At 64.9% G+C, this 13,123-nt stretch carries 14 protein-coding genes; 8 read left to right on the plus strand and 6 right to left on the minus strand.

Going from position 1 to position 13,123, the window contains the following annotated elements:
• Positions 1–3: 3 nt before the first annotated feature.
• Complete coding sequence (gene mbfA, locus ABLE86_RS05035; RefSeq protein WP_348777843.1) at positions 4–987, minus strand: iron exporter MbfA; 984 nt, start codon at positions 985–987, stop codon at positions 4–6.
• A gap of 156 nt (positions 988–1,143) precedes the next feature.
• On the opposite strand from mbfA, the gene ABLE86_RS05040 reads away from it, so the two are divergent.
• Entirely contained in the window at positions 1,144–1,461 is a 318-nt protein-coding gene (locus ABLE86_RS05040; RefSeq protein WP_348777844.1) for a hypothetical protein, read from the plus strand.
• Positions 1,462–1,484: 23 nt separating this feature from the next.
• Here the strand turns inward: ABLE86_RS05040 and ABLE86_RS05045 are convergent, their stop codons facing one another.
• The 5 genes from ABLE86_RS05045 to ABLE86_RS05065 form a co-directional block, all read right to left on the minus strand.
• Positions 1,485–2,303, minus strand: a complete 819-nt coding sequence (locus ABLE86_RS05045) for a DUF2066 domain-containing protein (RefSeq protein ID WP_348777845.1) — start codon at positions 2,301–2,303, stop codon at positions 1,485–1,487.
• A 64-nt stretch (positions 2,304–2,367) separates the two neighbouring features.
• A complete protein-coding gene (locus tag ABLE86_RS05050) occupies positions 2,368–3,504 on the minus strand; it encodes an ABC transporter permease (protein ID WP_348777846.1) in 1,137 nt (378 codons plus the stop codon).
• On the minus strand, positions 3,501–4,418 hold the full coding sequence (locus ABLE86_RS05055) for an ABC transporter ATP-binding protein (RefSeq protein ID WP_348777847.1): 918 nt from the start codon (positions 4,416–4,418) through the stop codon (positions 3,501–3,503). The genes ABLE86_RS05050 and ABLE86_RS05055 overlap by 4 nt, the downstream gene beginning before the upstream one ends.
• A gap of 30 nt (positions 4,419–4,448) precedes the next feature.
• The gene (locus ABLE86_RS05060) at positions 4,449–5,393 is read right to left on the minus strand and encodes an HlyD family efflux transporter periplasmic adaptor subunit (RefSeq protein WP_348777848.1); all 945 of its coding nucleotides are present in this window, start codon (positions 5,391–5,393) and stop codon (positions 4,449–4,451) included.
• On the minus strand, positions 5,390–6,103 hold the full coding sequence (locus tag ABLE86_RS05065) for a CerR family C-terminal domain-containing protein (RefSeq protein ID WP_348777849.1): 714 nt from the start codon (positions 6,101–6,103) through the stop codon (positions 5,390–5,392). Before ABLE86_RS05065 ends, ABLE86_RS05060 begins: the two co-directional genes overlap by 4 nt.
• 78 nt (positions 6,104–6,181) lie before the next feature.
• On the opposite strand from ABLE86_RS05065, the gene ABLE86_RS05070 reads away from it, so the two are divergent.
• The 7 genes from ABLE86_RS05070 to ABLE86_RS05100 all read left to right on the plus strand — a co-directional run bounded on the left by ABLE86_RS05070 (position 6,182) and on the right by ABLE86_RS05100 (position 13,120).
• Complete coding sequence (locus ABLE86_RS05070) at positions 6,182–6,652, plus strand: CYTH domain-containing protein (protein ID WP_348777850.1); 471 nt, start codon at positions 6,182–6,184, stop codon at positions 6,650–6,652.
• A 49-nt stretch (positions 6,653–6,701) separates the two neighbouring features.
• Positions 6,702–7,547, plus strand: a complete 846-nt coding sequence (locus ABLE86_RS05075; protein ID WP_348777851.1) for a lipo-like protein — start codon at positions 6,702–6,704, stop codon at positions 7,545–7,547.
• A gap of 73 nt (positions 7,548–7,620) precedes the next feature.
• Complete coding sequence (locus ABLE86_RS05080; RefSeq protein WP_348778570.1) at positions 7,621–8,532, plus strand: LysR substrate-binding domain-containing protein; 912 nt, start codon at positions 7,621–7,623, stop codon at positions 8,530–8,532.
• Positions 8,533–8,659: 127 nt separating this feature from the next.
• Entirely contained in the window at positions 8,660–9,817 is a 1,158-nt protein-coding gene (locus tag ABLE86_RS05085; RefSeq protein WP_348777852.1) for an ABC transporter substrate-binding protein, read from the plus strand.
• A gap of 332 nt (positions 9,818–10,149) precedes the next feature.
• A complete protein-coding gene (locus tag ABLE86_RS05090; protein ID WP_348777853.1) occupies positions 10,150–11,145 on the plus strand; it encodes an ABC transporter ATP-binding protein in 996 nt (331 codons plus the stop codon).
• Positions 11,142–12,110, plus strand: coding sequence for an ABC transporter permease (locus tag ABLE86_RS05095; protein WP_348777854.1), 969 nt, complete (start codon positions 11,142–11,144; stop codon positions 12,108–12,110). The genes ABLE86_RS05090 and ABLE86_RS05095 overlap by 4 nt, the downstream gene beginning before the upstream one ends.
• 194 nt (positions 12,111–12,304) lie before the next feature.
• Positions 12,305–13,120, plus strand: coding sequence for an ABC transporter permease (locus ABLE86_RS05100; protein WP_348777855.1), 816 nt, complete (start codon positions 12,305–12,307; stop codon positions 13,118–13,120).
• Positions 13,121–13,123: the final 3 nt, after the last annotated feature.

Raw genomic sequence — 13,123 nt, forward strand, 5'->3', positions numbered from 1 at the left:
GCGCTAGGCGTTGCCGATCAGCACGCCTGCAGCCAGCACCAGCGCCCCGCCCAGCACCACCTGGAACGTGGCGCGTAGCCAGGGCGTTTCCATGAAGCGGTTCTGGATGAAGACGATTGCCCACAATTCGAAGAACACGACGATCACCGCGATGGTCGTCGCGGTCCAGAAATCGGTGATCAGATAGGGCAGGGCGTGTCCCAGCCCGCCGATCGCCGTCATGATGCCGGAGGCCAGGCCCCGGATCAGCGGCGAGCCACGACCGGAGATCTTGCCATCGTCATGGGCGGCTTCGGTGAAGCCCATGGAAATGCCGGCGCCGACAGAGGCAGAGAGGCCGACAAGGAAGGTCTGCCAGGTATCCTGCGTGGCGAAGGCGGCGGCGAAGATCGGCGCCAGCGTGGAGACGGAACCGTCCATCAGCCCGGCCAGGCCCGGCTGGATATAGGTCAGGATGAACTGCCGCCGCTCGGTCGCGCCTTCCTCGGCGAGGACCTCGTCGGTGAGGTGCTTGCGGCCGAGACGCACTGCCAGCGATTCATGCGCCTTTTCAGCCGCCGCAAGGTCGCCCAGCAGCTTGCGGGTGGAGGCGTCGGTCGTGCGCTTGATGGCCTCCATGTAGAAGCGGTAGGCCTGCTCTTCCATCTGCTCGGCCATGGCGCGCACCTTGTCCAGCCCGAGCGGCCGCACCAGCCAGTCCGGCTTGCGGTCGTAATAGCCGCGCACATGCTCGCGCCGGATCAGCGGAATACGGTCGCCGAAGCGCTTGCGATGCAGCTCGATCAGCGCGGCCCGGTGGCCGTCCTCTTCCTCCGCCATTTCCTCGAACACCTTGGCCGAGTCCGGATATTGTTCGGCCAGCCCGTCGGCATAGGCGCGATAGATGCGCGCGTCGTCCTCCTCCGATGAGATCGCCAGCGCCAGGATTTCCTGTTCAGAGAGGGATTCGAAGGGACGGCGGCCAATGCCGAGTACGCGGGAAAGCATGAGTGGAATCCATTAGTTTAGAATGGTTCTAAACTATTTGATGCTTACGGCCCGGTCAACGGCCGATATGAGACCAGATCAAGAAATCGGGATCGGTCTTTTTATAGCTATACCTTCGCCTATATGGACCGGATGCACCGATGGAAGGATGGTCCGATGCCGGCCATAAATACTGCTATCGACACCACGCTCGTCCTCGAACTCATCACCAGCATCCAGGCCGATCTCGACCGGCTGAGAGGAATGCTGCAGCCGCCGGCGCAGGAATTCGACCCCGCCGACCCGCGCAACAAGACCTGCGACGGCAAGCTGACGGCTGACGGCGTGGAGTGCTGCTATCGCCTGTTCGACGCGGGCCATAGCCGCTACTCCGTGGCGCGGGCGATGAAGATTTCCTTTGCCGCCGCAACCCATCGTCTGAAGGCCTGGCGCAAGGCAGGCGGCCAGCAGCGCCAGCGCGTGCGGCTTGGCTGAGGCTTGAGGCGCCACCTAGCCGCTTACTTCACGAGATCGGCAGGCTGGCCGTTTCCCGACAGGATCTGCGCCGCGCCGCTCACGACGTTGCGAAATGCGTCGTCGAAACCGACGCCACGCGCCTGCCAGCGATAGTTCTTTCCCCGAGCTGAAAGCTGCCACTGCGCAACCCAGCCCAGCGCCTCGTCGCTCCAGGAAAGGGTGCCGGCTACGACCAAATCTGAGCCTGCCGTCTTCGCGATCCGATCGAGATTGCCGGTCTGGCCGTCCGAAGCCTCAGCAAGAACGGCTTGCGGAGGCAGAACGAAGGGCAGGGCGGAGCGATCCGCCGCAGCGGCCAGTGCGCCGCGCATGTCCTGGTCGCGGGCGTCGGCGCTGTCTTCGGCCAGTGTGAAGGTCTTGCCTTTCATGTCCCTGATGCCGACCAGAAGAACAATACGCGGGCGCGGCGCAGGCCATGGCCGGCGGCCGAGGCTGGCGAGCAGGGCGTCAATCTTCTGCCGGTCGAAATCGCAGGTCAGATCATGCGGCCTGTCATAGCTTCCCTGTTCGTCGTGGAGCGGTATGCCGCCGAGACGGTCGCGATAGCTGAAGCCGGTCACGAACGAAGCCGCCTTGCCTGCCAGCGCAGCCACCTTCGGATCGTCCGTCAGGCGCGGGTCGCCCGAAACCTTGGCCACCACATCCTTGAGGCACAGGGCAAACCCGAGCGCCCGGCGTTCCTCTCCCTGTCCGCTGACGACAGCTTTCGCCTGGTAAAGTTCGTCGGCTACCGCGTGGAAAGCGGGCAGCACAGCCGCTAGCAGGGCAACAAGGCAGCAAAATCCTGAACTGCGAAGCATAGCGGTTCTTCCCCTGGCCGGCTTGCCCGAGAGCTGAAGCTGTTCCGGCGCCGCGGAGTTTGCCTCAATCCAGCGTGCGGCGGAAGCGCAGCAGCGCCATCGTTGCAAACAGCACCACGAAGGCGAGCAGCGCCGCCACCTCGCTGGAGATCGCCTGGAGGTCGGCACCCTTCAGCATCACGCCGCGGACAACGCGCAGGAAGTGGGTCAGCGGGAAGATCTCGCCGAATACCTGCGCCCAGTCGGGCATGCCGCGATAGGGAAACATGAAGCCCGACAGCAGGATCGACGGCAGGAAGAAGAAAAAGGTCAACTGCATGGCCTGCATCTGCGTGCGCGATACGGTCGAGATCGTGTAGCCGAGCAGCACCAGCGCCAGCACGAAAATCAGGACGCTCGACAGGAGCAGGGTCAGCGAGCCGATGAAGGGCACGCCGAACAGGAGCTTGGCCGCCACCAGCACCACCACCATCTGCACGGCTCCGACGACCAGATAGGGCAAGACCTTGCCAAGCATTATCTCGGCCGGGCTGGCGGGCATCGCCAGAAGGTTTTCCATGGTGCCGCGTTCGGTCTCGCGCGTCAGCGCCATGGCCGTCATCATCACCATGGTCATCTGCAGGATGACGCCGAGAAGCCCGGGCACGATATTGTATTGGGAGATGATTTCGGGGTTGTAGCGCCGGTGCACGATCACCTGCAGCTGGCTCTTGTTGGTCTCGTCGGCCGCCTGCTGCATGCCCTGCTCGCGCAGCAGTGCCTGGCTGGCCACCGTGCCGAGCGTCGATATCGCGCCGCTCGCCGCCGCGGGGTCGGTGGCGTCGGCCTCGATCAGGATCTGCGGGCTGTCGCCGTTGTCCACGCGCCGGGCGAGGTCCGACGGAATGGTGACGACGAAGGAGACGGTGCCGTTGGCAATCAGCGCCTCGGCTTCCGCGGCACTGCGCACGACATGGTCGATGCGATAGTAGCCGGTCATCTCCAGCGCCGAGACCATCGCGCGCGTGTAGTGGTCGTTGCTGGTCGTCACCAAAGCGGTCGGCAGGCTCTTGGGGTCGTTGTTGATAGCGTAGCCGAACAGCAGAAGCTGCATCAGCGGCACGCCGAGCATCATGGCGAAGGTCAGCCTGTCGCGTCGCATCTGGATGAATTCCTTCATCAGCAGGGCGCCGAGGCGGGCGAAGGAAAACACGGTGTTCATCTGCCGTTGCCCTTCGCCTTGCCCATGAACTGGATGAACACATCCTCCAGGCTGGTCTGGCCGGCCTCGACGGTGATGCCGTCGCGGCGCTTGACGTTCTCCAGCGCGGCTTCCAGCTTTGTCCTGTCGGAACCGACCACGTGCAGTGTCGTGCCGAAAGGCGCCACCTGATCGACGCCGGGCATGCCTTCCAGCTCGGCCGCCACCTTGCCTAGCCGCGGTCCGGTGACCACGAAGGTCGTCAGCCCGGCGGAGGCGATCACCTCGTCCACCGTGCCGGTGGCCAGCATCTTGCCGAAGGAAATGTAGCTGATGCGGTGGCAGCGCTCGGCCTCGTCCATGTAGTGTGTCGAGACCAGCACGGTCAGCCCTTCGTTGGCGAGGCGGTGGATCTCGTCCCAGAACTCGCGCCGCGCCTTGGGGTCGACGCCAGCCGTGGGCTCGTCGAGCAGAAGCAGCTTGGGCCTGTGCATGATGCAGGCGGCAAGCGCAAGGCGCTGCTTCCAGCCGCCCGACAGGGTGCCGGCCAATTGATTGCTGCGCGAGACCAGCCCGAGCTCCTCAAGCGTGCGGGCGACATGTTGCTTCACCGGCTTCAGCCGGTAGAGCCGCGCGACGAATTCCAGGTTCTCGGCGATCGTCAGGTCTTCGTAGAATGAGAAGCGCTGGGTCATGTAGCCCACCTCGCGCTTGATCTTCAGCGCCTCGGTGCGCAGGTCATAGCCCAGCACCTGGCCGCCGCCCTCGTCGGGGGTCAGCAGTCCGCACATCATGCGGATGGTGGTGGTCTTGCCCGAGCCGTTGGGCCCGAGGAAGCCGACGATCTCGCCCTCGGCCACGCTCATCGACACATGGTCGACCACGGTATGGGTGCCGAAGCGCTTGACCAGCCCGGTGACTTCGATGGCGTTCATGGCTTTTTGCGCGCCCGTTTCATGGCTTTGCTACTGGCTCGCCAGGTCCACGTCGACGATCTGGCCCGGCTGCAGCGGAGTGTGGGTGCCGATCGGCCGCGCCTCGATGAGATAGACGAGCTTCTGTCGCGTCTCCAGCGAGTAGATGACCGGCGGCGTGAACTCCGGGTCCGGCGAAACGTAGCTCACCCGCGCCTGGAGCCCGGAGGGGCACCCGTCGCAACGTACCGAAAGCACGTCCCCGAACTTCACAGCCGAGAATTTCTCCTCCGGCACGTAGACCTTCAGCTTGACCGCGTCGTCCGGCAGCATCGAGATCACCGGCGCGGAAGGGCCGGCGAGATCGCCCGGATTGCGGATGACGTCGGTGACGCGACCCGGCGCGGGCGCGGTGATGGTGCGCTTTGAAAGGCGCCAGCGCGCCTGGTCGAGTTGCGACTGGGCCACCTTCACGGCATTGTCCGCGGCCTTGATCGTCTCCGGCCGCGCGGGCAGGCGGCCCACCGCCAGGTTGGCCTCGCTTTGGCCGATCGCCGCCTCGGTCACCTCGACCTGGGTGGTGGCGTCGTCCAGTTGCGCCTGCGTGGCGAAGCCATGCTTGTTCAGGTCCTGCGTGCGGACCAGAGTGCGCTTTGCCGCCGCCGCTTGCGCCTTGGCCGTGCGCACTGACGCTTCCAGCACTGCGATTTCTTCCGGCCGGCGGCCGACCAGCAGGTCGGCCAGCTGGGCCTGCGCCTGGGCAAGCGCGTCTTCCGCCTGGGTTACCGCGATCTTGGCGTCGGTATCCTCGGCAAGCGCTATCGTCTGGTCTTTCTCGACCCGGTCACCGCGCGCAACCGCAAGAGAGTGCACCTGTGCCACTTCGATCGGCGCCAGCAGCACAAAGTCGCCTTCCACATAGCCGACTGCAAGCGGAGTGGTGCCGCAGGCCTGCAGCAGCGAGACAATGACTGGAATGGCGCAAAGCAGGCTCATGGTGTCTTGTCTTTCGGTGGCGTTATTTCGTGGAACGCCAGCATCGCGGCGAGATTGTCCTTGGCCACCGCGGCCACGGCGGCGGCCTCCGCAGACCCGATGGCGGCCCAGCCCATGCGCCGCTTCACCGCCTCCTGGCCGATGCGGAAGTAGATGACCTGGCCAATAAGGGTGAAGACGGTGAGCTTGGTGGCATCGCTTTCGGCCGCTTCGCCGGTCGCCGCTGCCCAGATCGCGCAGAGCCGACGGTGCAGCGGCTCGAAGACACCGGCATAGATGCGGTCCAGCGCTGCAGTGGGGTGCGAAAGCTCGCGCAGCAGGAACTGCACGATCTCGCCGGCCTCCGGACGAGCGACGATGAATTGAACCATGCGCTCGATCGCCCCCCGCAACTGCTCACGTGCGACTTCCGCCGAAGCCGGCGCCTCCCCGATCGGCGGAACGCCATCCAGCGCCTGGGTGGCGACGCGCTGGATGGTCTCCACGATGTAGTCGGCCGCCCCCAGCCGCAGGCCTTCCTTGCCGCCGAAATGGTAGGCGATGGAGCCGATATTCGCCTTGGCGAGTGCCGCGATCTCGCGGGTGGAGGTGCCATCAAAACCCTTGACGCCGAACAGTTGCAGCGCCGCATGCACCAGGGCAGTGCGGGTCTGGTCGCTAGCGGCGGAGGTGGCGTTGCGTGCGCGCGCGGTTTTCGGCTTTCGGTCCATGCTGCACTTTTAATCAATCGATTGATTAATTGCAAGTGTGTCTTGCTCCGCTGCGCCGGTTGGGCTTTATTCTCGCGCATGGCGAAGGAAATCGAACGCAAGTTCCTGTTGGCGGATGAAGGCTGGCGCGGCTCCGCCTCGTCGTCTTCGTCCATCCGTCAGTTCTATGTCGTCGCCGCGCCCGACCGCACGGTGCGCATACGCATCCGCGACGGGCAGGCGCTGCTGACGCTGAAGTTCGGGGCGCAGGCGAAGGCACGCGACGAGTTCGAATATCCCATCCCGCTGGCCGAGGCGGAGGAGATGCAGGCCTTCGCAGTGGGCAATGTCATCGAGAAGACCCGCTATCATGTCCGTCATGGCGGTTACCTCTACGAGGTCGATGTCTTTGGCGGCGACCTCGAGGGGCTGGTGCTGGCCGAATTGGAGACGCCCGGCGAGGTGCCTGATGCCGCGCTTCCCGCCTGGCTCGGGCGCGAGGTCACCGGCCAGGCGGCCTACTACAACGCATCGCTGGCGCTTTCGGGCCGGCCGGCGGAGCCTTCATGAGCAGTCGCATCGATCCGCCTTTCCGGGCCGACCTCTGCGGAGCCCGGCAATGACTGCCGCAACCGACACGCTGCTGGACCGGTTCGGGCGCTGGCTGGCCGCGCGGCTGCAGCAGGAATCCTCCGGCTACGAGCCCTACACGCCCTCCGACCCGGAGACCCTGCACCGCGTCTTGCAGCCGGGAGACGTCCTGCTGGTCGAAGGCAACCAGAAGGTCTCGGCGGCTATCAAATATCTTACCCAGTCCACCTGGTCGCACTCCTGCCTCTATGTGGGCGACGCCCTGCCGACGCCGGAAGACGGCTCGGAACGGCCGCGTCTGGTCGAGGTCAATCTCGGGCAGGGCTGCGTGGCGGTGCCGCTTTCGAAATACCGCACCTACAACACCCGCATCTGCCGGGCGCGCGGCCTGACACCGGAAGACCGGCGCGAGGTGGTCGAGTTCATGATCTCGCGTCTGGGCCTGAGATACGACATGAAGAACATCTTCGACATGCTGCGCTATTTCCTGCCGACGCCGCCGGTGCCGGTGCGCTGGCGCCGCCGCATGATCGCCTTCGGTTCGGGCGACCCCACGCGCGCAATCTGCTCCTCGCTGATCGCCGAAGCCTTCGGGCGCATTCGCTACCCGATCCTGCCGCGCATCACGCCAGCCCCCGGCCGCGCCGCGGCGCAGTCGCGCTACATGCGGCAGGAGATCCTGCACATCCGCCACCACTCACTCTATACGCCGCGCGATTTCGACCTCTCTCCCTATTTTCAGGTGGTGAAGCCGACGCTGGAATATGGCTTCGACTACAAGAAGCTGAGATGGGGAGACATCGCCAAACCGCCCGTCGCGCCGCCTGCTTCGGAACCCAATGCACCCGAGGAAGCTGCGGCGCTGGAGGCCTGAGCCGGCGGTTTCGAGCTTCGTCGCCTCCGCGCTGCCTCTTCCCAAGCGCTATGCGCCCGTGTTTAGTCGCGCCATGGCGTTCACGATCAGGCAGTTGCAGTTTTTCGTCGCGGTGGCCGAGCAGGGCACGGTCTCTGGCGCGGCGCAGAACCTTTCGATCTCCCAGTCGGCGGTTACCGAGGCGATCAAGGATCTGGAGCGGGACCTCGGCGTCGAGTTGTTCGAACGCCATCCGCGCGGGCTTACCATCACCCACAAGGGCCACCAGTTCCTGCGCCACGCCACAAAGATCCTTGCCAATGTCTCGGATGCGCGGCGCACATTCACCGAAACGCCGGAACGGGTCGGCGGCCGCCTTCAGCTCGGCGTCACCTCGCTGGTGGCCGGCTATGTGCTGTCCGACCTGCTCGCCCGCTACCGCCGCGCCTTTCCATCGATCGAGGTTTCGGCGATCGAGGACAATGGCGACTACCTCGAACACCTGCTGATCGGCGGCGAGCTCGACGTCGCCGTCATGATCATCTCCAACCTGCGCGACCGCATGGCGCTGCAGGCCGAGATCCTCGAGGTCTCGCCCTATCGGCTGTGGCTGCCGCTCGGCCATGCGCTGGTCGACGCCGATATCATCGGCATCAACGACATCGCCGCCGAGCCGCTGATCATGCTGACGGTGGACGAGATCGAGGAGAACACCGGCAAGCTGCTTTCGGCCTTCGGCGCGCGCCCGCATGTCGCATTTCGCACGAGGTCAGTGGAGGCGGTGCGCAGCCTTGTCGCTACCGGCGCGGGCGTCACGCTGCTGCCCGACCTCGTCTACCGGCCGTGGTCGCTCGAAGGCGACCGCATCGAGTCGCGCGACATTTCCGGCTCGCTGCCGGCGGTGCAGGTCGGCATGGTCTGGCGGCGCGGCTCCACCTTGCCGCAGGCAGCGCGCGATTTCATCGGCGTGGCGCAGTTGCAGCGACAAAGCCGTCAGCGGGCCTGACCTATCGGAAAAACCGATATCGTCTTTCTGATAAATCCGTTTGCGAATGCTCCGCTTTCGGATCAACTTCTCATCCAGGGATCAGTGCCGCCGACCAGAGCGGCCACACAATGGGAGAGAAGAAGACATGAAGTCGATTCTGAAGACGTGTACTGCCATCGCACTTGCGATGAGCTTTTCCAGCCAGGCCATGGCGCAGGAAATGCTCAAGGAACTTGGCAAGGGCGAAGGTCAGGTCAATATCGTCGCCTGGCCGGGCTATATCGAGCGCGGCGAAACCGACAAGGCCTATGACTGGGTCTCGGATTTCGAGAAGCAGACGGGCTGCAAGGTCAACGTGAAGACCGCCGCCACCTCCGATGAAATGGTCGCGCTGATGAACGAGGGCGGCTTCGACCTGGTCACCGCCTCGGGCGACGCCTCGCTGCGGCTGGTGGCCGGCAAGCGCGTGCAGCCGGTTAATGTCGATCTCATCCCGAGCTGGAAGACGGTCGACGAGCGCCTGCAGGACGCGCCCTGGTTCACGGTCGACAAGGTGCATTACGGCGTGCCCTATCAGTGGGGCCCCAACGTGCTGATGTACAACACCCATGTCTTCAAGGAAGCGCCCAAGAGCTGGAATGTCGTGTTCGAGCCGATGGATTTCCCGGACGGCAAGTCCAACAAGGGCCGCATCCAGGCCTATGACGGGCCGATCCACATCGCTGACGCTTCCAACTATCTCATGGCGCACAAGCCCGAGCTCGGCATCAAGGACCCCTACGAGCTGAACGAAGACCAGTACAAGGCCGCCCTCGACCTGCTGCGCGTACAGCGCACGCTGGCCGGCCGCTACTGGCACGACGCCATGATCCAGGTCGACGACTTCAAGAACGAGGGCGTCGTCGCCTCCGGTTCGTGGCCGTTCCAGGTCAACCTGCTGAAGTCGGAAGACCAGCCCATCGCCTCGACCATTCCGGAAGAGGGCGCCACCGGCTGGGCCGACACCACCATGCTGCATGCCGACGCCGCCAACCCCAACTGCGCCTATATGTGGATGGAGCATTCGCTGTCGCCCAAGGTGCAGGGCGATCTTGCCGCCTGGTTCGGCTCCAACCCGGCCGTGCCGGCCGCCTGTAAGGGCAATGAGCTGCTGGGCGACGAGGGCTGCAAGACCAACGGCTTCGAGGACTTCGCCAAGATCAGGTTCTGGCGTACGCCGGTGGCCAAGTGCGCGAGCCAGGGTGAGTGCGTGCCCTATTACCGCTGGGTCTCCGACTACATCGCCGTGATCGGCGGGCGGTAAGAGCCTAACCCTCCCCCTTGTAGGGAGGCGATCGCGTACGGAATTCGACCCCCACTCCGGTTTGCTTCGCAAACCACCTCTCCCCCGATCGACGGGGGAGAGGAAACGCCGTCCCCGAGCTTGGCGCCCTTCCTCTCCCCTTTTGAGGGGGAGAGGTGCCGAGCGAAGCGAGGCGGAGTGGGGGTAAGTCGTGCCATATGCAATTGCCCTGCCCTCAAGGGAGAGGTGGGCGTCGCGTCCCTAACTTCCCTCTTCCTCTTTCCCAGCAGGGGGAGAGGTGGTTCGCGAAGCGAATGATGAGGGGTGCTTATCAAGCATACGGAATTATGCGCATGACCTCAGCCGTTTCCTTCGAAAATGTCTCCCGCCACTTCGGCGCCGTGCGCGCGGTCGATGCGGTCGATCTCGACATCAGGCCGGGCGAGTTCTTCGCCATGCTCGGCCCCTCGGGCTCGGGCAAGACCACGTGCCTGCGCCTCATAGCCGGCTTCGAGCAGCCGACCGGCGGCAGCATCAGGATATTCGGCGAGCGCGCCGAGGGCGTCCCGCCCTATCGCCGCAACGTCAACACCGTGTTCCAGGACTACGCGCTGTTTCCGCATCTCAACGTGCTCGACAACGTCGCCTATGGGCTGATGGTCAAGGGCGTTTCCCGCGCCGAGCGCGGCCGGCAGGCAGAAGAAGCGCTGAAGCTGGTGCAGCTTCCAGGCTATGGCGGCCGCAAGCCCGGCCAGCTTTCCGGCGGCCAGCGCCAGCGCGTCGCGCTTGCCCGCGCGCTGATCAACAAGCCGCGCGTGCTGCTGCTCGACGAACCGCTCGGCGCGCTGGACCTCAAGCTGCGCGAGAACATGCAGGAAGAACTGAAGCTGCTGCAGCGTGCGCTCGGCATCACCTTCGTCTTCGTCACCCACGACCAGGGCGAGGCGCTGTCCATGGCCGACCGTGTCGCCGTGTTCAACGACGGCCGCATCATGCAGGTCGGCGCCCCGCAGGACATCTATGAGCGGCCGCAATCGCGCTTCGTCGCCGATTTCGTCGGCTCCTCCAACGTGCTGCCGCCCGACTTCGTCGCCCGGCACGGCGGTGCCAAGCGCTGGGCGAGCCTGCGGCCGGAAAAGATCCGCCTTGGCGACGGCACCGGAGGCGGCGTGTCCGGTACGGTGAAATCGCGCAGCTTCCTCGGCGCCACCAACCGCATCGCCGTCGATGCCGAAGGCGTGCGCCTGCATGTGGTGGCGCCCGCCGGCCTGTCGCTGCCGGAAGACGGCGCCGCAATCCGCCTCTCATGGTCGCCTGCCGACCTGCACCTGATGGACGAAGCGTCATGAGTGCGTCGGCGGTGATCTCCGCGCGCGCCGCGCCCGCCATCCTGCCCAGCCGGGGCGGTATAGCGGGTACCCTCTCCGACACTTTCTGGCGCCGGCCGAAGCTGCTGCTGTTCCTGATGCTGCTGCCGCCGCTGCTCTGGCTCGGCATAGTCTATCTCGGGGCACTGTTTGCGCTGCTGTTGCAGAGCTTCTTCTCGATCGACGAGTTCTCCGGCCTCATCGACCGGCAGTTCACGCTGAAGACCTATGGCGACCTTCTCCAGGCTGCCAATATCGACATCATCCTGCGCACCGTCACCATGGCGGCCTGCGTCACGCTCGCCTCGGCGGTCGTGGCCTTCCCCATCGCCTACTACGCGGCCCGCTATGCGCGCGGCAAATGGAAGGCGCTGTTCTATCTCGGCATCATGCTGCCCTTGTGGTCGAGCTATCTGGTCAAGGTCTATGCCTGGAAGCTGATCCTCGCCAAGGAAGGCATCCTCACCTGGCTGTTCGACAAGCTGCATCTCTCCTGGCTGCTCGATGCCTGGCTGTCGCTGCCCTATGTCGGGGGCAACTCGCTGTCGGTTTCGTTCACCGGCACCTTCATCGTCTTCGTCTATGTCTGGCTGCCCTTCATGATCCTGCCGATCCAGGCAGCACTCGAGCGCGTGCCGGGCAATCTGGTCGAGGCCTCGTCCGACCTCGGCGCCTCGCCGGGCCAGACCTTCCGCAACGTGCTGTTTCCGCTGGCGCTGCCGGGTATCGTGGCGGGCTCCATCTTCACCTTCTCGCTGACGCTGGGCGACTACATCATCCCGCAGATCGTCGGCACGTCGCGCCTGTTCATCGGCCAGGCGGTCTACGCCCAGCAGGGCACCGCCGGCAACATTCCGCTGGCCGCCGCCTTCACTGTCGTCCCCGTCGTCATCATGGGTTTTTATCTGTGGGGCGCCAAGCGCATGGGAGCCTTCGATGCGCTGTAGTCCATGTGAACTGACCCCCACCCCTAACCCCTCCCCACAAGGGGGAGGGGAACCTTTCCGTCGCGTCCTCCACATCTACAAGCCGCGGACGGGAAAAGTTTCGCGCAAGCGAGTGTGTCAGAAATCCCCCTCCCCCTTGTGGGGAGGGGTCAGGGGTGGGGGTAAGGCTCCTCTCATAGCAGTGGGAGGCATCCATGCGCTCTGATCGCAACCAGTCCGCGCCTTTGGGCGTCAAGCTCGCGGCCGCGGCGGGGCTCCTGTTCCTGCACCTGCCGATCCTGCTGATCTTCGTCTACGCCTTCACGACGGAAGAAAAGACCTATCAGTGGCCGCCGCCCGGCTTCACGCTGAACTGGCTGTCGGTCGCCTGGAACCGGCCAGACGTGTGGGCCGCACTTGGCCTGTCGGTCAAGGTGGCGTCGATCGCCACGGGGATTGCGCTGGTGCTCGGCACGCTGTGTGCGGCTGCCGTGAGCCAAACAAAATTCTTCGGTCGCGAGGTGGTGTCGCTGCTGGTGATCTTGCCAATTGCGCTGCCCGGCATCATCACCGGCATCGCTTTGCGCTCGGCCTTCAACCTGGCCGACATCCCGTTCTCGTTCTGGACGATCATCCTCGGCCACGCCACCTTCTGCGTGGTGGTGGTCTACAACAATGCTGTGGCGCGCTTCCGCCGCACCTCCGGTTCGATGATCGAGGCCTCGATGGACCTGGGCGCCGACGGTTTCCAGACCTTCCGCTACGTGGTGCTGCCCAACATCGGCACCGCGCTTCTTGCCGGCGGCATGCTGGCCTTTGCACTTTCCTTCGACGAGGTCATCGTCACCACCTTCACCGCCGGCCAGCAGCAGACGCTGCCGATCTGGATGCTGGAGGAACTGGTTCGGCCGCGCCAGCGCCCGGTCACCAATGTGGTGGCGATGGTGGTGGTGCTGGTGACGTTCCTGCCCATCCTCGCCGCCTATTACCTGACCCGCGAAGGCGACCAGGTCGCCGGCGGCGGCAAGTAGAAT

The sequence above is a fragment of the Mesorhizobium sp. KR2-14 genome (assembly GCF_040049255.1).
GTDB lineage: Bacteria > Pseudomonadota > Alphaproteobacteria > Rhizobiales > Rhizobiaceae > Pseudaminobacter.

Coding starts and splice junctions, on each gene's coding strand:
- ABLE86_RS05050 (WP_348777846.1), bottom strand. CDS start 3,504: ATGAACACCGTGTTTTCCTTCGCCCGCCTCGGCGCCCTGCTGATGAAG.
- ABLE86_RS05095 (WP_348777854.1), top strand. CDS start 11,142: ATGAGTGCGTCGGCGGTGATCTCCGCGCGCGCCGCGCCCGCCATCCTG.
- ABLE86_RS05090 (WP_348777853.1), top strand. CDS start 10,150: ATGACCTCAGCCGTTTCCTTCGAAAATGTCTCCCGCCACTTCGGCGCC.
- ABLE86_RS05075 (WP_348777851.1), top strand. CDS start 6,702: ATGACTGCCGCAACCGACACGCTGCTGGACCGGTTCGGGCGCTGGCTG.
- ABLE86_RS05065 (WP_348777849.1), bottom strand. CDS start 6,103: ATGGACCGAAAGCCGAAAACCGCGCGCGCACGCAACGCCACCTCCGCC.
- ABLE86_RS05080 (WP_348778570.1), top strand. CDS start 7,621: ATGGCGTTCACGATCAGGCAGTTGCAGTTTTTCGTCGCGGTGGCCGAG.
- ABLE86_RS05085 (WP_348777852.1), top strand. CDS start 8,660: ATGAAGTCGATTCTGAAGACGTGTACTGCCATCGCACTTGCGATGAGC.
- ABLE86_RS05070 (WP_348777850.1), top strand. CDS start 6,182: ATGGCGAAGGAAATCGAACGCAAGTTCCTGTTGGCGGATGAAGGCTGG.
- ABLE86_RS05045 (WP_348777845.1), bottom strand. CDS start 2,303: ATGCTTCGCAGTTCAGGATTTTGCTGCCTTGTTGCCCTGCTAGCGGCT.
- ABLE86_RS05060 (WP_348777848.1), bottom strand. CDS start 5,393: ATGAGCCTGCTTTGCGCCATTCCAGTCATTGTCTCGCTGCTGCAGGCC.
- ABLE86_RS05040 (WP_348777844.1), top strand. CDS start 1,144: ATGCCGGCCATAAATACTGCTATCGACACCACGCTCGTCCTCGAACTC.
- ABLE86_RS05100 (WP_348777855.1), top strand. CDS start 12,305: ATGCGCTCTGATCGCAACCAGTCCGCGCCTTTGGGCGTCAAGCTCGCG.
- mbfA (WP_348777843.1), bottom strand. CDS start 987: ATGCTTTCCCGCGTACTCGGCATTGGCCGCCGTCCCTTCGAATCCCTC.
- ABLE86_RS05055 (WP_348777847.1), bottom strand. CDS start 4,418: ATGAACGCCATCGAAGTCACCGGGCTGGTCAAGCGCTTCGGCACCCAT.